This is a genomic window from Micromonospora sp. WMMD735 (assembly GCF_049178995.1).
Lineage (GTDB): Bacteria > Actinomycetota > Actinomycetes > Mycobacteriales > Micromonosporaceae > Micromonospora > Micromonospora wenchangensis.
Map to the genome: position 1 here is coordinate 1,660,030 of NZ_JBMHMJ010000002.1, position 18,783 is coordinate 1,678,812.

Consider the following 18,783-nt stretch of genomic DNA (forward strand, 5'->3'; position numbering starts at 1 on the left):
CGGCGGGTCGGTCCGGTCACCACTCGATGCCCTTCTGGCCCTTCTGGCCGGCGTCCATCGGATGCTTGACCTTGGTCAGCTCGGCGACCAGGTCGGCCGCCTCGACCAGCCGCGGGTCGGCGTCCCGGCCGGTGATCACCACGTGCTGGAAGCCGGGCCGGTGGGTGAGGGTGTCGACCACCTCGTCGACGTCCACCCAGCCCCACTTCATCGGGTAGGTGAACTCGTCGAGGACGTACAGGCCGTAGCGCTGCGCGGCCAGGTCACGCTGGATCTGCCGCCAGCCCTCCAGGGCGTCGGCGGCATGGTCGGCGTCGCCGCCGCGCTGGATCCACGACCAGCCCTCGCCCATCTTGTGCCAGGCCACCGGCGCGCCCTGCCCGGTGTCGGCGTGCACCTGGCCCAGGGCCCGGAAGGCGTTCTCCTCACCCACCCGCCACTTGGCGCTCTTGACGAACTGGAACACCCCGATCGGCAGCCCGGCCGTCCAGGCCCGCAGCGCCAACCCGAACGCCGCCGTCGACTTCCCCTTCATCTGCCCGGTGTGCACGATGGTCAACGGACGGTGCCGCCGCTGCCGGGTGGTCAACCCGTCGGCGGGGACGTGTTCCGGCTTTCCCTGCGGCATCAGCGCACGCTCCGATTCGCTCCGACGGTGGCGAGCCCGGCCAGCGGGTCGGCGGTGACCGTGTCCAGGCGGTGGTGGGCCGCGCCGAGCTGACCGGCCAGCCGGTGGGCCAGGTGCAGCCGCACCGGGCCGGACTCACAGTCCACCACGACACAGGGCGCGCCGGTGGCGGCGAGCACGGCCGCCGCGCGCGCCGAACGTTCCAGCGGCCGGTGCCCGGCGGTGGCCCGGCCGTCGGTGACGACCAGCACCAGCGGACGCCGCCGCGGGTCCCGCAGCCGCTGCACCCGCAGCAGGTCGGCGGCGACGAGCAACCCTTCCGCCAGCGGGGTACGCCCGCCGGTGGGCAGCTCGGCCAGCCGCGCCGACGCGGCCAGCACCGAGGAGGTGGCCGGCAGCAGCACCTGCGCGCCGGCACCCCGGAAGGCGACCACCGCCACCGTGTCCCGCCGCTGGTAGGCGTCGGTGAGCAGGGCCAGCACCGCACCCTTGACCGCCGACATCCGCTGCCGCGCGCCCATCGACCCGCTGGCGTCGACGACGAACAGCACCAGGTTGCCCTCGCGGCCCTCCCGGACCGCCTCCCGCAGGTCGTCGGGGCGCAGCAGCAGCCGGCCGCCGCACCGGCCCCGCCGGGCCTGGTGCGGGGCGGCGGCGCGCAGGGTCGCCGGCAGGTGCACCGCGGCCGGCCGGCCGGCGGGCACCCGGGCCCCGGTGGTCCGTCCGCGCCCGGTCCGGGCCCGCGACCGCCGGCCGGGCACCCCGTCGCCGACCCCCGGCGCGGTGAACAACCGGGCCGTCAACCCCCGCTGCGGTACGGCCACCGAGCCGGTGCCCGCCGGGTCACGCGGGTTCGTGGTGCCGTCCTGGCCGGGTCGCCCGGGACGGGCACCGGCGTGCTCGGCGGACCCGTCGTCGGGGCGTCCCGACCGGCCGTCGGCGCGGTGTCCGGTGTCCGGCCCGTCGTCGCCGGCCGGTCCGCCGTCGTCGATGCGGTCCGGCCACCGGTCGTCCCCGGACGGTGGGGAGGCCGGACCGGTCCGGGCGCGCGGGTGGTCGTCGTGGTCCAGCGGACCACCGGCGTCCTGCGGCCCACCGGTGGCGTCGGGTGACTGCGGGCCCGACCCGTCGCCGGGGCCGCCCGCCGAGGGGCCGCCCGGCCCACCGGGGCCGGCACCGTCCGGCCCGCCGGTCGGGTCACCCGGACCGGCCGGCCCGGTGTCCGGCGGATCGTCGTCGGGGTGCTCGTCGCGGGCCCGCTGCAACGCCTCGTCGAGGCGCTTCTCGTCCAGGCCCGGGGTGTCGAACGGGTCGCGGCGACGGCGGTGCGGCAGGGCGAGCCGGGCGGCGACCCGGACGTCGTCGGCGGTCACCCGGTCCCGGCCCTGCCAGGCGGCGTGCGCGACGGCCGTCCGGGCGGTGACGATGTCGGCGCGCATCCCGTCCACGTCGAACGCGGCGCACACCTCGGCGATCTGCCGCAACGCGGCGTCGGGCAGCAGCACCCCGTCGAGCCGGTCCCGGGCGGCGGCCACCCGGGCGGCCACCTCGGCGTCGGCGGCGGCCCACCGGGCGGCGAACCCGGCCGGGTCCGCGTCGGCGGCGAGCCTGCGGCGCACCACCTCCACCCGGACGACCGGGTCGCGGCTCGCGGCCACCTCGACGGTGAGCCCGAACCGGTCGAGCAGCTGCGGACGCAGCTCACCCTCCTCCGGGTTCATCGTGCCGACCAGCAGGAACCGGGCGGCGTGACTGACCGAGACGCCCTCCCGTTCGACGTGGCAGCGGCCCATCGCGGCGGCGTCCAGGAGCAGGTCGACCAGGTGGTCGTGGAGCAGGTTCACCTCGTCGACGTAGAGCACCCCCCGGTGGGCGGCGGCGAGCAGGCCCGGCTCGAAGGCGCGTACCCCCTCGGCGAGGGCCTTCTCCAGGTCCAGCGAGCCGACCACCCGGTCCTCGGCGGCACCGACCGGCAGCTCCACCAGCCGGGCCGGCCGGCGCTCCACCGGCGCGGCGGCCGGGTCGTCGTGCCCGCCCGCACCCGGGTGGGGGCCGTCCGGGCAGGTCGGGTCGGGGGCGGCCGGGTCACAGCCGAACCGGCACCCGGCGACCCGGTCCACCGGCGGGAGCAGCGCGGCCAGGGCCCGCACGGCGGTGGACTTGGCGGTGCCCTTCTCGCCCCGCACCAGCACCCCGCCGATCGCCGGGCTGACCGCGTTGAGCAGCAGCGCCAGCCGCATGTCGTCCATCCCGAGCACGGCCGAGAAGGGAAAACCGCTCATTGGAGATCCTCCAGGTCGCCCTCGGTGGCCAGGTACGTCTCCCGGAGTCGGTCCAGGGTGGTGGGGTCGGGGGCGGCCCACAGGCCGCGTTCGGCGGCCTCCAGGAGCCGTTCGGTGATGCCGCGCAGCGCCCACGGGTTGGACCGCTCCAGGAACTCCCGGGTCTGCCCGTCGAACAGGTACGCCTCGGCGAGGCGCTCGTACATCCAGTCGTCGACGACCCCGGCGGTGGCGTCGTAGCCGAACAGGTAGTCCACGGTGGCGGCCAGCTCGAACGCGCCCTTGTAGCCGTGCCGGCGCATCGCCGCGATCCACTTCGGGTTGACCACCCGGGCCCGGAACACCCGCCGGGTCTCCTCGCCGAGGGTGCGGGTACGCACGTCGTGCGGCATCGCCGAATCACCCACGTACGCGGCCGGGGCGGTCCCGGTCAGGTGCCGCACCATCGCCACCATCCCGCCGTGGTACTGGAAGTAGTCGTCGGAGTCGACGATGTCGTGCTCGCGGGTGTCCTGGTTCTTCGCCGCCACCGCGATCCGGGCGAAGGACCGTTCCATGTCGGCCCGCGCCTCCCGCCCGTCCAGGCCCCGGCCGTAGGCGTAGCCGCCCCAGACGGCGTACACCTCGGCCAGGTCGGCGTCCGTGCGCCAGTTGCGGGCGTCGATCAACGGCAGCAGTCCCGCCCCGTACGCCCCGGGCTTGGAGCCGAAGATGCGGGCGGTGGCCCGCCGCTCGTCGCCGTGCGTGGCGAGGTCGGCGGCCACGTGCGCGCGCAGGTAGTTGTCCCCGGCCGGCTCGTCGAGGGCGGCGACGAGCCGTACCGCGTCGTCGAGGAGGGCGACGACGTGCGGGAACGCGTCCCGGAAGAAGCCGGAGATGCGGACCGTGACGTCGACCCGGGGCCGGCCCAGTTCCGCCACCGGCACCACCTCGACGCCGGTGACCCGCCGCGACCGGTCGTCCCACACCGGCCGGCAGCCGAGCAGGGCCAGCACCTCGGCGATGTCGTCGCCCTGGGTACGCATGGCGCTGGTGCCCCACACGGTCAGCCCGACCGACCGCGGGTACTCCCCGGTGTCGGCGAGGTAGCGGGCGAGCAGCGAGTCGGCCAGCGCCACCCCGACGTCCCAGGCGTTGCGGCTGGGGATCGCCTTCGGGTCGACGGAGTAGAAGTTGCGGCCGGTGGGCAGCACGTTGACCAGGCCCCGGGTGGGCGACCCGGACGGTCCGGGCGGCACGAACCGGCCGGCGAGCGCGCCGAGGGTGTGGGTGATCTCGTCGGTGGTGCGGTCCAGCCGGGGCACCACCTCGCGGGCGGCGAACCGCAGCACCTCGGCGGCGTCGGGGCAGGACCCGCCGGTCACCTCCGCGACCGCCGGGTCGGCCCGGTCGGGATCCCAGCCGAGGGTCTCCATGCCGAGGACGAGCCGCCGGGCCAGCGCCTCGATCAGGTCCACCGCGTCGGCGGCGGTGACCGCCGGCCCGTCGACGACGTCGGTCAACGCCGTCGGCACCGCCACCCGCGCCCCGGGCTCGGCGAGCAGCGCCTGCTCGTCGAGGCCGTAACCGGCGGCGAGAGCCTGGCGCAGGCCCGGCAGGGCCCGGCTGCCGCCCCACACCTGCGGGGCGCGCAGCACGGCCAGGACGAGGTTCACCCGGGCCTCACCGGTGGGCACCCCGGCCAGGACGTGCAGCCCGTCGCGGATCTGCACGTCCTTGACCTCGCACAGGTAGCCGTCGAGGTGCAGCACGAAATCGTCGAAGTCGTCGGCGGCGGGCATCGCCTCGGTGTGCAGGTCGTGGTGGAGTTCGGCGGCGCGCACCAGCTCCCAGATCTGCCCCCGGACCACCGGCACCTTCGCCGGGTCGAGGGCCTGCACGGTGGCGTACTCGTCCAGCAGCTGTTCGAGTTTCGCCAGTTCGCCGTAGGTCTCGGCGCGGGCCATCGGGGGCACCAGGTGGTCGACCACGACGGCGTGCGCCCGCCGCTTGGCCTGGGTGCCCTCGCCGGGGTCGTTGACGATGAACGGGTAGACCAACGGCAGGTCACCGAGGACGGCGTCGGGGGCGCAGTCGGCGGCCAGGCCGAGGCCCTTGCCGGGCAGCCACTCGCACGTGCCGTGCTTGCCGAGGTGCACCACCGCGTCGGCGCCGAACCCGCCGTCGTCGACCGACGCGGCCAGCCACCGGTACGCGGCGAGGTAGTGGTGGCTGGGCGGCAGGTCGGGGTCGTGGTAGATGGCGATCGGGTTCTCGCCGAAGCCGCGCGGCGGCTGGATCAGCAGGGTGACGTTGCCGAACCGCAGCCCGGCCAGGACGATGTCCCCGGCGTCGGTGTAGAGCTGGCCGGGTGGCTCACCCCAGTGTTCCCGCATCCGGTCTCGCAGGTCGACCGGCACCTGGTCGAACCAGCGCCGGTAGGTCTTCCCCGGCACCCGGGCCTCGGCGGCGGCCAACTGTTCCGGGGTGAGCCACTCGACGTCGTGGCCCCCGGCGGCGATCAGGGCGTGGATCAGCGCGTCCCCGTCGGTGGGTGGTGGCGCGTCGCCGAGGTGGTACCCGTCGGCGGCGAGGGCGGCGAGCAGCCGGACCGCCGAGGCGGGGGTGTCCAGGCCGACGGCGTTGCCGACCCGGGAGTGCTTCGTCGGGTAGGAGCTGAGCACGATCGCCACCCGCTTGCCGGCGTTGGGCAGGTGGCGCAGCCGGGCCTGCCGGACGGCGATGCCGGCGACCCGGGCGGCCCGCTCGGCGTCGGCGGCGTAGACCGACAGCCCGTCGGCGTCGATCCGCTTGAACGAGAACGGCACGGTGACGATCCGACCGTCGAACTCGGGGATGGCCACCTGCATGGCCGCGTCCAGCGGGGACAGTCCGGCGTCGCTGGCAGCCCACTGCTCCCGGGTGCTGGTCAGGCACAGCGCCTGGATCACCGGCACGTCGAGGGCGGCGAGCGCGCCGACGTCCCAGGCGTCCTCGTCGCCCCCGCCGGAGGCGTCGGCGGCGACCGTCCCCCCGGCGGCGAGGACGGTGACGACGAGCGCGTCGCAGCGGGCGAAGAGGTCCAGCGGCCCGTCGCCGGGGGTGAGCCCGCGCAGCGATCCGCAGAAGATCGGCAGCGGTTCGCCGCCGGCCGCGTCGACCGCGTCGGCCAGGGTCTGCACGAAACCGGTGTTGCCGGCCAGCGCGTGCGCCCGGTAGAACACGATCCCCACCGTGGGCCGCCCGCCCCCGTCCGGTCCGGCCACCGGGTCCGCCCCGTCGACCGGGGTGGACGGGCGGCGGTGGTCGAGGATGCCGTAGGGCGGGGTGGGGGTGGGCGGGTCGAAGCCCTCACCGGTGAGCAGGACGGTGTCGGAGAGGAACCGGGCGAGCTGGGCGAGGTTGTCCGCGCCCCCCTCCACCAGGTAGGACAGCGCTTCGGTGGCGACCCCGGAGGCCACCGTGGAGGCCGCCATCAGCTCCGCGTCGGGCACCGCCTCGCCGCCGAGCACGATCGTGGGGACGCCGGAGCCGAGCACCGCCGCGAGGCCGTCCGGCCACGCCTGCCGCCCGCCGAGCAACCGTACGACGGCCAGGTCGACCCCGTCGAGCAGGGCGGGCACGGCGGCCACGTCGACCCGGGTGGGGTTGGCGAGGCGGTAGTCGGCGGCGCTGGCGCGGGCGGCGAGCAGATCGGTGTCGGCGGTGGACAACAGCAGGATGCGCACGTGCGGCTCCGGAGAGTGACGTCCGGCTCGACCACGGGGCCGGGCCGAGCGGGGCGGGAGGGACGCCGGTCAGCGGCGGCGGAGGTACGACGCACCCCACCGGCGGCGGGGCACCCCGGACCGGCCGTCAGCGGTACGTGGCAGGCCGACCGCCCCGGCGACGGCCGGCGACGGTGGGAGAGGTGGGGGCACGCGGCGGCGCGGGCTCTACGGTGATGCGGAAGTCACCGACCGTGATCGGGTCGGCAGTGACGCTGTGCGTCATCGGGTCCTCCTCGGGTGTCCACGCCCTGGGGTTCTCCGACGGCCGAAGTATCCTGGCTCCCGGATCGACGCTCACCCCCGGCCTTCCAACCGTGCACGCACGGTCGTGACCCACGAGGGGGGATCGCTCCCCGGTGACAGTGGCGGGACCGCGTCGGAATCGCACCGACTTCCTTCACTGCCGTCAGGCCGCGAATGCTGCCACACTCCTCACCCCGAGGTCAACGGCGGCCACCGGCCCCGCGAGGGCACCGATCGCCCCCCGTGGCGAGGCCGGCGACCGCCGCTGCCCACGTTCCCGGGTGGGCCCGGTCCCCTCCCGACGGTCGACCCGCAGCGTCCCGTGCCGCGCACCCACCGATCCGCCGAGGGAGCCCGCCACCCGCCCGGGGAAGGGCCACCGTCCGCGACCGACCGGCGCGGAACTGGGCGGCACGGAGCTGATCCGGGCGGCATGGAGCCGGGCGGCACGGAGCCGGGCGGCACGGAGCCGGGCGGCACGGAGCCGGGCCGCCGCCCTCAGGCTGCCCGGCCCCGGGCGACCCGGCCCTGGTCGGCCGGGACACCTCTCTCGCACGCTGTCGAGCTGATGACGTCAACGACTCGGGGGCCGGCGCGGCCGACCTGGCCGGACAGTTGTCGCGCCGGGTAGCGCCGGCCACTCGCCCGACACCCCGGGGCCGGGGCGGCCTGAGGGCGACGGCCCCGGCCCGGGGCCACGGGGCCGCCTCCTCCGGTGCCGCAGGCCCTCCGGTCACAGGCCCATCCGGTACCGCGGGGCCGCGCCACCCCGGCCACCCCCGACCTGGCGGTACGGGTCGTCCCATCCGGCGGGGCCGATCCGTCACCGTCATCAGCTCGAAAGGGCCCGCGACGACATACCCCACACCCCTGCCCCGCAGCGGCAGGCGACCGGGGCGGCCGGCGGTCGCACCCGCCGCCGTGGCCGCACCCCCACGGACCCACATCCCACGGACCCACATCCCACGGGGCCACAACCCCGCCACGCTTCACGCGTTGCTGCGGGATCAGCGGAGGCGACGCTCGGGGTGGGCCCGGTTCCAGGCCCGCATCCGCTCCGGGTACCCGGTCTTCGCCGCCTCGTAGAGGGGCACCGCGTGCCGGTGGGCCAGCTTCGCCGCCGTACGCGGGGAGCCGGTGCGGCGGCGGATCCACTCCCCGTCGTGCGCGATCGCCACCACCGTGGTGTCGGTGGCGGTCGTCTCGGGTTCGAGATAGAACTCCACCCCCCGGTGGGCGGCCACGAAGTCCGCCAACGCGGTCAGGTCGTCCCGGGTGGCCTCCCGGTCGAGCTTGGTCGGGATACCCTCGTCAGCCCGGGTCCGTCGGCTGAACCAGCCCATCTGCCCGTCCTCTCCTCGGCGTCCCTCCAGTGGAGCACCCCCACCTGGAAGGGCGCTGCGAGCCCGGTGACAGCCGGCTGGGCGGCCCGTTCACCGCCGGTCGAGCGCGGCCAGCTCGTCGGGGGTGAGTCGCAGCGCGGCGGCCGCGACGTTCTCGGCGAGGTGGGCCGGGTCACCGGTGCCGGGGATGGCCAGCACGTGCGGGCCCTGGTGCAGCGTCCAGGCGAGACGTACCTGCTGCGGGGTGGCGTCGTGGGCGCGGGCGACGGCGCGTACGGCCGCGCCGTGGTCGGTGCGGGCCCCGCCTTCGCGGTTGCCGCCGGTCAGGGAAAAGAACGGCACGTAGGCGATCCCCCGGGCACCGCACTCGCGGACCATGGCGTCCTGGTCGCCGCGGTTGTCCAGGGCGTAGTTGTTCTGCACGCAGACCACCGGGGCGACGGTCTGCGCCTCGTCGAGGTGGTCGAGGCGGACGTTGGACAGACCCAGGTGCCGGATCAGGCCGGCGTCGCGCAGCTCGGCCAGCGCGCCGAAACGTTCGGCCACGGAGTCCGGCGCGGGCCGCCTGACGATCCGCAGGTTGACCAGGTCGAGGTGGTCGCGGCCGAGCCGGCGCAGGTTCTCCTCCACCTGGGCGCGCAGCTGCGCCGGGCCGGCCTCCTCGTGCAGGCCGGTCGTCGGGTCGTCCCGGAAGCCGACCTTGGTGGCGACGACCAGCCCTTCCGGGTACGGGGCGAGCGCGGCGCGGATCAGTTCGGTGGCGTACCGGGCGGAGCCGGTGCCGACCTTCAGGGTGCCGCCCGGTGAGACGTAGAACGCGGCGGTGTCGATGTGGTCGACGCCCAGTTCGACGGCCCGGCGCAGGACGCGCAGCGCCCGGTCCCGGTCGGGGTGGGCGGTGAGCCGCATCGAGCCGAAGCCCATCCGGTGCACGGTGCGGTCGCCCAGGGTCCAGCGGCCCGCCGCTGCGGCGGTGATCTCGGTTGGCATCCGGCGACCCTAGCCAGCGGCGGTGACCCGGCGTAACGGCCGCGCACCCGATACCGGCCGGGGCCGACGACTGTTAGGTTTTCTGTATCGGGCCGGCGGGTGTCTGCGGCGCGGCACCGGCCGGTGGACGGGTCGCCGGCACCAGGGCCAGGGTCGGAATCAGCAGCACCGGCACCACCAGCAGGGCGTGCAGGATGCCGACGTGGTCCCCGAGCAGACCCAGCAGCGGCGGGCTGGCCAGGAACGACGTGTAGCCGATCACCGCGACGACGCTGACCCGGGCGGGGGCGTGCTCCTCGTCGTCGGCGGCGGCGCTCATCCCGACCGGGAACCCGAGCGACGCGCCAAGCCCCCAGAGGACCACCCCGACGACGGCGAGCGGACCGGAGCCGGCCAGCACCGCCAGCAGGGAGCCGGCGGCGGCCAACAGGATCGTGCCGATCAGCACCGGCACCCGACCCCAGCGGTCGATGGCCACGGTGCCGGCGGTCCGGCCGATGGTCATGCCGGCGACGAACACCCCGAAGACGGCGGCCCCGGCGGCCTCGCTGACCCCGTAGCCGTCGACGAAGGCGACCGCCAGCCAGTCGTTGGCGCTGCCCTCGGTGAACGCCATCACCAGCACCAGCGCGCCGATGAGCAGGGTGCGCGGCTCCCGCCAGGCCGCGAGCAGGCCACCCCGGCGGGCCGACGCGGCGCCGTCGGCGGTGGAGGCGGGCAGGGCGGGCAGGAAGTTCCGCGCCCCGAGCAGGGTGCCGCCGAGCACCACGGCCGCCAGCACGGCCAGGTGCACGGTGATCGGCACCGCGAGCCGGGCGGCGCCCGCGCCGAGTCCGGCGCCGGCCACCGAGCCGAGGCTCCAGGCGGCGTGGAAGCGGGGCAGGATGGTGCGGCCGAGCCGTTTCTCCACCGCCGCACCTTCGACGTTCATGCCCACGTCGCAGGTGCCGGAGCCGTAGCCGAGGGCGAACAGGCCGACCGCGACGCCTGGCAGCGAGCCGAGCGGGGTGGCGATGCCGACCCCGGCCAGGCCGACCGCGACCAGCACGGTCGAGGCGACGACGGTGCGGGCCGGGCCGAGCCGCTGGGTCACCAGTCCGGCACTGGTCAGCGCCAGCACCGCGCCTCCGGACATGGCCAGCAGCAGCAGTCCGAGCCGGCCGGCGCTGAGGCCGAGCGCGTCGCGGACCGCCGGGACCCGGGAGAACCAGGTCGCCACCGCGAGGCCGTTGAGGGCGAAGACCACCGCGACCCCGGTACGGGCGGCCCGTACCACCGGGGGTGGGACGGCTCGGTTCTCGGTGGCGGTGTTCACGGCGCGCGGTCCTCTTCCCCTGGCATGGCCTTCCCGGCCCGGCTTTCCTGGTGCGGGCCGTTCTCCCGGCCCGGTATGTCCCGTCCGGGCCCGACGTCCCACCGCTGATCTCACACCGCTTTCGTCACGGCCACAAGCGCGATGTGCTCCTTACCGCAGCGGCGCGGCCGAACGGAGATGGCGCGGCACCGTCATTATTGATCGATTAACTTCAATCAGTGGTGGGCACTGACGGTACGGGGGCACGCGCATCGTGGGGGATTCGTGAAGTTCGGCATACTCGGAACATTTGTGATACTTCCCGGGCAGAACTACTGCATCAATGCTCCCAAGCAGCGCAAACTGATGGCGGTTCTGACGGTCAACGGAAATGTGCTCATCCCGGTGGAACGCCTGGCCAGAGAGGTGTGGCCCGACGAACCACCCGCCTCGGCCGGCAATCTGATCCGGCAGTACGTCTTCCGTCTCCGGCGCAGTCTGCCCCCGTCGGTGGGGCGGGCCATCATCACCGGCCCGGGTGGCTACAAACTGCGGTTGGCACGCGGCGACGTCGACAGTCACCTCTTCGACGCCAACGTGGTGCGCGGCCGGGCCGCCTTCGCGGCGGGCCGGCTCGACGACGCGGTGCGGTCCCTGTCCGAGGCGTTGGCCGCCTGGCGGGGGGACCCGCTCGCCGACGTCGACCCGTCCCCCTCGATCCTGGCCGAGAGCCGACGGCTCGGTGAACGGCGGCTGCTCGCCATCGAGATGCGCGCCGACGCCTACCTGCGCCTCGGCTGGTACGACGAAGCCGTCGAGGAACTGGCCGCGCTGGTCACCCTCCACCCCGAGCGGGAACGGCTGCGCGACATGCAGATGCGGGCGCTGTGCCAGGTGGGCCGCCGGGCCGACGCCCTCGCGGTGTACCGCGACCTCCGTCAGACCCTTGCCGACGGCGTGGGCATCGAGCCGGGGCCGGCGTTGCAGCGGCTGCACCGTCGGGTGCTCGACGGCGACCCGGCGCTCAGCGAGCCGTCCGACGCCCGCCGACCCGCCGCGGCCGGATGGTCGGGGTCGGCGTACCGGTGACGGGTCACCGGACCCGGTCGGGGCGCGAGGGCAGGAGGGTCGCCACGAGGGCGAGCGCCGCCACCGCCAGCCCCGCCCCGGTGACCACGGTGGCCGCGCCCCAGCGGGTCAGCAGGGGTGCCAGCACCATGCTGCCCACGGCGAACCCCCAGCCGATCGCCGCGTACTGGAGGGAGAAGCCGGTGGCCCGGCGGTCGGGCGGCAGGACCCGTTCCAGGTGCAGCGACCGGGCCAGCACGGTCGGCCCCTCGAAGAACCCGGCGACGGCGTACAGCGTCAGCAGCGCGACGGCGTGCGGTCGCGCGACCACCGCGAACGCGACCACCAGGCCGAGCACCAGCAGGGCGACGTCGGCCTGCCGCTGGTGGCCGCCCGGCCAGCTCCGCAGGCTGTACAGGACGCTGCCGAGGCCGGTCCCGACCGCGTACGCGGCGAGGGCCAGCCCGGCGAGCGACGCCTGCCCGCTGCCGGTGAACAGCGGCACCGCCGCCACCGTCAGCACCCCGAGCAGCACCCGCAGCGCGGCGGTCAACGCCAGGGTGCGGGCCAGCAGGCGTAGCACCGGCAGCACCCGGCTGCGCCCGGCTGCGGGCCGGGCCGCCGCCGGATCGGGCAGGCGCAGGGCCGCCCCCGCGGCGATCGCGGCCGGCAGCGCGACCAGGCCGACACCGGCGGCGGGCGAGACGGCGGCGACCGCCACCCCGACCAGCACCGGTCCGAGCCCCCAGCAGACCTGGTTGAGCACCGTGTCCAGGGACAGCGCCCGGGGCAGCACGGCCACGTCGACCAGGTGGGTGAGCATCGACCGCAGACCGCCCGGCGCGCCGGCCGGCACCGCACCGGCCAACGCGACGAGGACGACCAGCAGCGCCGTGCCGCCACCGGTGCCGACCACCACGGCGGCGGCCAGGAACAGCAGCGCCTCGGCGGCCAGGCACCCGGCCAGCACGCGACGCGGGTTCCACCTGTCGATCAGCGCACCGGCGGCGGGTGCCGCGACCGCCTCGCCGATGGTGTGCGCGCCGACCAGCAGGCCGCTGAGCAGGTAGCCGTCGCTGAGCGCCCGGCCGGCGAAGACCAGTGCCAGCGGGGCCATCGCCACCGGCAGCCGGGCCCCGAAGGTGGCGACCGCCCAGCCCACCCAGCCGGGCGACCGCAGGATCGCCCGCAAAGGCGTGCCGGCCCGACCCGAGAGGTCCACCCGCGACGTCGCCACCCGACCACCCCTCCCACCCGTCCACCGGGGACGAACAGTAGTCACCACCGACACGCTCGGTACCCCACCACCCACCCCACCGCTCCACCACCCCCACCCGCCCCCTCCCCTCCCCTCCCCCTGCCCCGCCCCCGCCCACGTGATCCTCCCGCCCGGGTGATCAAGAGGTTTGCGTCAGGAAATGCCGTGGCCGGTGACGCGAACCTCTTGATCACCGCATGACGGCGCGGGCGGGGGCACGGGTGCCCCGGGGGCCCGACCGGGCCCCCCGGGGGCGGGTGGGCTAGCCGGTCGGGGGTGCCAGTCGGCGGAGGAAGGCCGCCCTGTCGACGATCCGACGCCGGTGGGAGCCGTGACCGAGCACCGTCCCGGTCGGACCGACCACGGTGAAGTCGACGTCGACGTCGCGGCCCGCCACGGTGAGGGCGACCCGGTAGGTGACCGGCTCACCACGACCGGCCGCCGCCGCGTGGGTCAGCGTCACGCCGACGCCGACGGTCATCTCGCCGGACGACAGCACCGGGGCGAGCACCTCCACGCAGGTCTGTTCCATCAGGCCCAGCATGGCCGGGGTGGACAGGACCATCAGGCCCTCGTTGCCCCACCGGGTCGCGCAGTCGTCCTCGCGGACCACCCGGGTCCGCTCCCCCTCGACCCGCCGCCCCTGCCCCGCACCGGCGGCGCCCGCCCCACCGGCAGCACCGGCCGGATCGGACGCGGCACCGGATGCGGCCACACCGCCGGAACCCGCCGGAACAGCCACACCACCGGAACCCGTCGGAGCGGCCACACCACCGGAACCCGACGGAACAGGAGCGCCGCCGGAACCCGACGGAACAGGAGCGCCGCCGGAACCCGCCGGAACGGCCACGGTGCCGGGGCCCGTCGGGGCGGTCACGCCGGCACCGCCGGCGCGTCGACCGGGGTGGCGTAGCGGCGTACCACGTCCTTGTAGATGTTCTTCTTCTGCATCTCCGTGGTGCCGCCGGCGATCCGGATGGCGACGGCGTCGCGCAGGTGCCGTTCGATGCCGCCGGTACGGTCGTAGCCGGCGTGCCCGAAGATCTGGACCAGTTCGACGGTGGACCGGACCGCACCCTCGGAGGCGGCCAGCTTGGCGCAGGAGGCGAGCGCGCTGTAGGCGTCGTCGCCCCGGACCAGCGCGTCGGCGGCGGCGTAGGCGAGGTGCCGGGCCGACTCGATGGTGGTCCGGATGCCGACGACCTTGTCCTGGATGAACTCGTGCTCGCCGATGGGGACGCCGAACGCCCGGCGCTCGGCGCAGCGGCGCAGCACCACGGGGAGCAGTGCCTCCAGTTGGGCGGCGACCACGACGCCGTACATGAGCCGGTCGAAGGCCAGGAACGAGTAGAGGGTGGCGAGCCCGTCGCCGGGTGGCCCGACCACGTCGGCCGGGCCGACCGGCACCCCGTCCAGGATGATCGGCCCGGTGGGGCTGGTCCGCTGGCCGAGCAGGTCCTCGGCGACGCCGGTGTCGACGCCGGGTCGGTCGCGGTCCAGCACGAACAGGGTGATGTCCCGGGGGCCGATGCCGTCGAGCCGGCCGACGATCAGCAGGTGGTCGGCGACGGGCGCGTTGGTGATGTGCGCCTTGTGCCCGGTGAGTCGCCAGTCGTCGACGCCGTGCACGCGGGCCCGGGTGCCGACGGCGGCGACGTGGGAGCCACCGGCCGGTTCGGTGGCGGCGGTGGCGCCCACCGCGCCGCCGGCCAGCGCCGGGAGCAGCCGCCGACGCTGTTCGGGGGTGCCGTGTTCGCACAGTACGTGCAGCAGGCCGGCGTGGGCGACGGCGGACAGTACGAAACCGGAGTCGTCCGCGCCCTGGGCGAGCCCTTCCAGCCCGGCCAGGAAGTCCCACAGGGTGCCCCCGTCACCGCCGTGCTCGCGGGGCAGGTGGGCGGTCCAGAAACCCTCGTCGGCCAGCGCCTGCCAGGACTTGGAGTCGAAGACCCCGGCGCGGTCACGCTCGGCGGTGCCGGGGGCGACGGTCGTCGCCGCGAAGCGGCGGAACCGCTCCCGGCGGGCGTGTTGCTCCTGTGTCCAGGTGATCTGCATCGTCGTGCCCTCTCAGCCGGCCTCGGTGATGTCGTGCAGGGTGAGCCGGACGGCGGCGGTGAAGGCCGCGACGTCATCCGGGGTGGTGCAGGTGGTGACGCAGCCCATGCCCCGGGGGGCGACGATCACGCCGTGGTTGAGCAGACCCAGGAAGAAGGCCTGCTGGCGGGCGGCGTCGACGGCGCGCACGTCGCGGAAGACCGCAACCCGGCGCGGGCCGATGTGGATGTTGAACAGCGACCCGACGCCGGTGACGACGGCGTCGACCGGCGCGCCGGCGAACACCCCGGTCAGCTCGCGGCGCAGCAGGTCGCCGGTGCGGTTGAGCGCGTCGATGGTGGCGGCGTCGAGCTTGCCGAGGGTGACGATGCCGGCGGCGACGCTCAGCGCGTTGCCGGTGAACGTGCCGCCCTGGTAGAGCGCCGGGCCGCCGGAGCGGGAGTCGTAGACGTCGGTGCCGCCCCGGGGTTCGAGCAACCCCATGATGTCGGCCCGGCCGCCGTACGCGCCGATCGGCAGCCCGCCACCGATGATCTTGCCCATGGTGGTCAGGTCGGGGGTGACGCCGTACGCCTGCTGCGCGCCGCCGTGCGCCAGCCGCAGCGTGATCACCTCGTCGAAGACCAGCAGGATGCCCAGTTCGTCGCAGGTGGCCCGCATCGCGGTCAGGTACTCGGCGGTGGCCGGGATCATCCCACCGACGCCGAGCACCGGTTCGAGCACCAGCGCCGCCACCCGGTCGGCGTGGGCGCGCAGGATCTGCTGCGACGCGGCGACGTCGTTGAACGGCACCACCAGGGTCTCCCGGGTACGGGAGGCGGGGATGCCGCGCATCTCCGGCACGGAGGCGGGCGATCGGACGTCACCGGCGAGGTCGGCCGGTGGCCGTACGCTGATCATGACGTCGTCGGTGGTCCCGTGGTAGCCGCCCTCGGCCTTGGCGACCAGCGGGCGACCGGTGTGGGCCCGCGCCAGGCGCAGCGCGAACATCACCGCCTCGGTGCCGGAGCCGGTGAACCGGACCCGCTCCAGGCTCGGCACCCGCGCCACCAGCAGCCCCGCCAGCTCGGCCTCCAGGGTGCGGGAGAACGAGTGCGAGGTGCCGTGCGGCAACTGCTCCCGGATGGCGGCGGTGACGTCCGGGTCGGCGTAGCCCAGCGGCAGGCCGGTGTAGTTGGCCAGGAAGTCGCGGTAGGCGTTGCCGTCGACGTCCCAGACCGTGCCGCCGACCCCCCGGTCCAGGTAGACCGGGTACGGCGGCCAGGAGTTGAGGCTGCGGGTCGCCCCGGCCGGGATCATCGCGCCGGCGCGGGCGAAGTGTTCCTTCGAGCCGGGGGTGCGCTTGGCGTAGTCGGACAGGATGCTCATGCCGTTGGCTCCTCGTGGGTCGGTTGGCCGGCCGTGCCGCCGGGCCAGGTGATCAGGGCGCTTCCCCAGGTCATCCCCCCGCCGAAGGCGGCGAGCAGGACCCGGGCCCCGGGGCGGACCCGGCCGGCGTCGATCGCCGCGTCGAGGGTCACCGGCACGGACGCGGCGCCGGTGTTGCCGTAGTGGGTGCCGCTGATCGCCACCTGGTCGGCGACGAAGCCGAGTTCCTTGGTCACCTCGCGCAGCAGCCGCACGTTGGCCTGGTGCGGGACGAGCAGGTCGAGGTCGGCGACGGTCAGCCCGCAGGCGGCGGTGGCGTCGGCGACGAGTTCCGGCAGCTTGCGTTCGGCGAACGCGCGTACCGCCCGGCCGTCCATCGTGAAGTGGTGCCCGCCGTGGGCGACGGTGGCGGTGCTGGCCGGGGCGCGGCTGCCACCGGCGGGGATCCGGACCAGGTCGTGCTGCCGACCGTCGCTGCCCAGCCGGGTGTAGGCGATGTCGGCGGCGGCGGCCGAGCGGCCCAGCACCACCGCGCCCGCGCCGTCGCCGAAGAGCACCGAGGTGCGCCGGTCGGTGTAGTCGAGGATGCGCGAGTAGGTGTCCGCGCCGATCACCACGGCGTACCGGATGGCCGGGTCGCACCGCATGATCTTGTGGGCGACGTCCAGGGCGTAGAGGAAGCCGGTGCAGACGGCGTCCAGGTCCATCGCGTACGCGCCCCACGCGCCGAGGTTGGCCTGCACCCGGCAGGCGGTGGCGGGCAGCGGCAGGTCCGGGGTCGAGGTGCCCAGGATGATCAGGCCGACGTCGGCGGGGTCGACGCCGGCCCGGTCGAGGGCCTGCCGCGCGGCGTGGGTGGCCAGGTCGGAGGTGGCCTCGCCGGGCGCGGCGGCGCGGCGTTCGTGGACCCCGGTCCGGTCGACGATCCAGTCGGCCGTGACGCCGAGCGCCGCGGCCAGCGACGCGTTGGTCACCACCTGCTCGGGTAGGCAGGCACCGGTGGCGAGGATGCCCGGCGTCGCACCCGGGGTGGGGGTGCGGACGGCGGCGGCGAGGGGGCGGGCAGGGGGCCGTCGTGGGTCGTGGCGGCGGGGTTCGGTCGGGCTTGCCTGTTCGGCGTCGGCATGCATGTCCCCAGGCTGCGGCCGGCGTGTTCAGCACCCGTCGCCGCCGAGATTTAACGCAGATCTAGCGGACGCGGAAATGGGTTTCCCGCGATCATCCACAATGGTCGGTAATGGATGCCGACCCTCCAGGATATCGACCGGCGGACCATATCCGTGCCGGCCGGACCGATAAGCGGATCGGTAAGATCGGAGACAGCCATCTGACCGATCGCCGACTGCCCGGTGTGAAGTGGATCACACACAATGTGCCCATGAATACCGGACGCGGGCGCGGCAGGGTGGCCCGGCTCACGGCGTGTCTGGCCCTGCTGACCCTGCTGGCCGGATGCATGCAGCTCAACCTGGGGCTGACCGTCAACGCCGACGACACCGTCGACGGGCAGCTCCTGCTCACCGCGGAGAAGTCCGTGCTCAGCAGCCGCAACAAGAACCTCGCGGTCGCCTACGCCGAACTGCGGGAGAACATTCCCGCCCTACCCGCCGGCGAGGAGACCGTCTACGACGACGAGCGTTTCTACGGCGCGCAGATCACTTATCGGAAAACCCCGCTGGAAAACTTCACCAGCGAGAGCGTGAAGCTCGTCCGCGACGGTGATCTCTACCGGTTCAGCCTGCCGCTCGACCCCAAGAAATACGGCGGGAAGGTGGCCGAACAGGATCCCCAGAACCAGCAGCGGTTCCTGCATCTCATGTCGTTCGAGATCTCGGTGACCTTTCCCGGCCGGGTGATCGATTCCAACGGCACGATCACCGGACGCTCGGTCACCTGGAAGGTCGTCGCCAGCGAACCCAAACCGGCCGAACTGCGGGCGGTCGCCGAGGCCCCGCCGCGCCCCACCCCGTCGGCCAGCCCCGCCGCCGCGAGCGGCACCGACGACCCGGGTGGCTTCCCGTGGCTGCCGGTGGCCGGGGCGGTCCTCGTCCTGCTCCTGCTGGCCGGCGGGGTCACCGCCGTCCTGCTGCGCCGTCGGGGCGGCACCGCCGCCGCCCCGGCCGCCCCCGCCCGTCCCGCACCATCCGAAGGGGGATCGCCGTGAACGATCTCTTCACCTGGGCCGCCCTCGGCACCGTGGCCGGTGCCAGCGCCGCCACCCTGCTCACCGCCAACGTCATCGGCGGCCTGCTCGGCCCGGACAGCGACAGGGCCCGCAAGTGGATCGCCCTGGGCGTGGCGCTGCTCCTGTCGTACGCCACCGCGGCGTTCGCCACCGACGCGGGCGGCGAGAAGTGGCTGATCGCGTTCTTCAACGGGCTGGTCATCTTCTCCGCCGCGCTGGGCGTCAACCAGCTACCGTCCGGCAACCGGCAGCCCACCCGGGCCACCCCCGGCCAGCTCGCCCAGGGGCGGGAGCCCCGCTTCGTCCGCTCCTGGGTCTGA

The 18,783-nt window shown here is 75.0% G+C and carries 14 protein-coding genes and 1 riboswitch; of the genes, 3 read left to right on the top strand and 11 right to left on the bottom strand.

What is annotated here, in order from left to right:
• Positions 1–16: 16 nt before the first annotated feature.
• The 6 genes from cobO to ACN268_RS07350 all read right to left on the bottom strand — a co-directional run bounded on the left by cobO (position 17) and on the right by ACN268_RS07350 (position 10,550).
• Entirely contained in the window at positions 17–628 is a 612-nt protein-coding gene (cobO, locus tag ACN268_RS07325; protein ID WP_145919775.1) for a cob(I)yrinic acid a,c-diamide adenosyltransferase, read from the bottom strand.
• On the bottom strand, positions 628–2,910 hold the full coding sequence (locus tag ACN268_RS07330) for a VWA domain-containing protein (RefSeq protein WP_421482373.1): 2,283 nt from the start codon (positions 2,908–2,910) through the stop codon (positions 628–630). Before ACN268_RS07330 ends, cobO begins: the two co-directional genes overlap by 1 nt.
• Positions 2,907–6,617, bottom strand: a complete 3,711-nt coding sequence (gene cobN, locus ACN268_RS07335; RefSeq protein WP_421482374.1) for a cobaltochelatase subunit CobN — start codon at positions 6,615–6,617, stop codon at positions 2,907–2,909. Before cobN ends, ACN268_RS07330 begins: the two co-directional genes overlap by 4 nt.
• A 310-nt stretch (positions 6,618–6,927) precedes the next feature.
• Positions 6,928–7,057, bottom strand: a riboswitch (cobalamin riboswitch).
• Positions 7,058–7,909: 852 nt separating this feature from the next.
• Positions 7,910–8,245: a hypothetical protein gene (locus tag ACN268_RS07340; protein ID WP_088646738.1), complete on the bottom strand. Its 336-nt coding sequence runs from the start codon at positions 8,243–8,245 to the stop codon at positions 7,910–7,912.
• Between the two features lie 90 nt (positions 8,246–8,335).
• Positions 8,336–9,235, bottom strand: a complete 900-nt coding sequence (locus tag ACN268_RS07345) for an aldo/keto reductase (RefSeq protein ID WP_421482375.1) — start codon at positions 9,233–9,235, stop codon at positions 8,336–8,338.
• 73 nt (positions 9,236–9,308) lie between these two features.
• Complete coding sequence (locus ACN268_RS07350; RefSeq protein ID WP_421482376.1) at positions 9,309–10,550, bottom strand: MFS transporter; 1,242 nt, start codon at positions 10,548–10,550, stop codon at positions 9,309–9,311.
• Positions 10,551–10,841: 291 nt separating this feature from the next.
• Between ACN268_RS07350 and ACN268_RS07355 the strand changes: the two genes are divergently transcribed.
• The gene (locus ACN268_RS07355; protein ID WP_421482378.1) at positions 10,842–11,618 is read left to right on the top strand and encodes an AfsR/SARP family transcriptional regulator; all 777 of its coding nucleotides are present in this window, start codon (positions 10,842–10,844) and stop codon (positions 11,616–11,618) included.
• 4 nt (positions 11,619–11,622) lie between these two features.
• Here the strand turns inward: ACN268_RS07355 and ACN268_RS07360 are convergent, their stop codons facing one another.
• The 5 genes from ACN268_RS07360 to ACN268_RS07380 form a co-directional block, all read right to left on the bottom strand.
• Positions 11,623–12,834 (bottom strand): MFS transporter, encoded by a 1,212-nt coding sequence (locus ACN268_RS07360; RefSeq protein WP_421482379.1) that lies wholly within the window; start codon positions 12,832–12,834, stop codon positions 11,623–11,625.
• A 283-nt stretch (positions 12,835–13,117) separates the two neighbouring features.
• Positions 13,118–13,570 carry a thioesterase family protein gene (locus ACN268_RS07365; RefSeq protein ID WP_363795424.1) on the bottom strand — a complete coding sequence of 151 codons (453 nt, stop codon included), beginning with the start codon at positions 13,568–13,570 and terminating at the stop codon, positions 13,118–13,120.
• A gap of 158 nt (positions 13,571–13,728) precedes the next feature.
• Positions 13,729–14,910: an acyl-CoA dehydrogenase family protein gene (locus tag ACN268_RS07370; protein ID WP_421482380.1), complete on the bottom strand. Its 1,182-nt coding sequence runs from the start codon at positions 14,908–14,910 to the stop codon at positions 13,729–13,731.
• A gap of 12 nt (positions 14,911–14,922) precedes the next feature.
• Positions 14,923–16,278 (bottom strand): aspartate aminotransferase family protein, encoded by a 1,356-nt coding sequence (locus ACN268_RS07375; protein ID WP_421482381.1) that lies wholly within the window; start codon positions 16,276–16,278, stop codon positions 14,923–14,925.
• On the bottom strand, positions 16,275–17,408 hold the full coding sequence (locus ACN268_RS07380; protein WP_421482382.1) for a 3-oxoacyl-ACP synthase III family protein: 1,134 nt from the start codon (positions 17,406–17,408) through the stop codon (positions 16,275–16,277). The genes ACN268_RS07375 and ACN268_RS07380 overlap by 4 nt, the downstream gene beginning before the upstream one ends.
• A gap of 248 nt (positions 17,409–17,656) precedes the next feature.
• Between ACN268_RS07380 and ACN268_RS07385 the strand changes: the two genes are divergently transcribed.
• Both ACN268_RS07385 and ACN268_RS07390 read left to right on the top strand, forming a co-directional pair.
• Entirely contained in the window at positions 17,657–18,442 is a 786-nt protein-coding gene (locus tag ACN268_RS07385; RefSeq protein WP_421482383.1) for an LppM family (lipo)protein, read from the top strand.
• A complete protein-coding gene (locus ACN268_RS07390; protein ID WP_421482384.1) occupies positions 18,439–18,783 on the top strand; it encodes a hypothetical protein in 345 nt (114 codons plus the stop codon). Before ACN268_RS07385 ends, ACN268_RS07390 begins: the two co-directional genes overlap by 4 nt.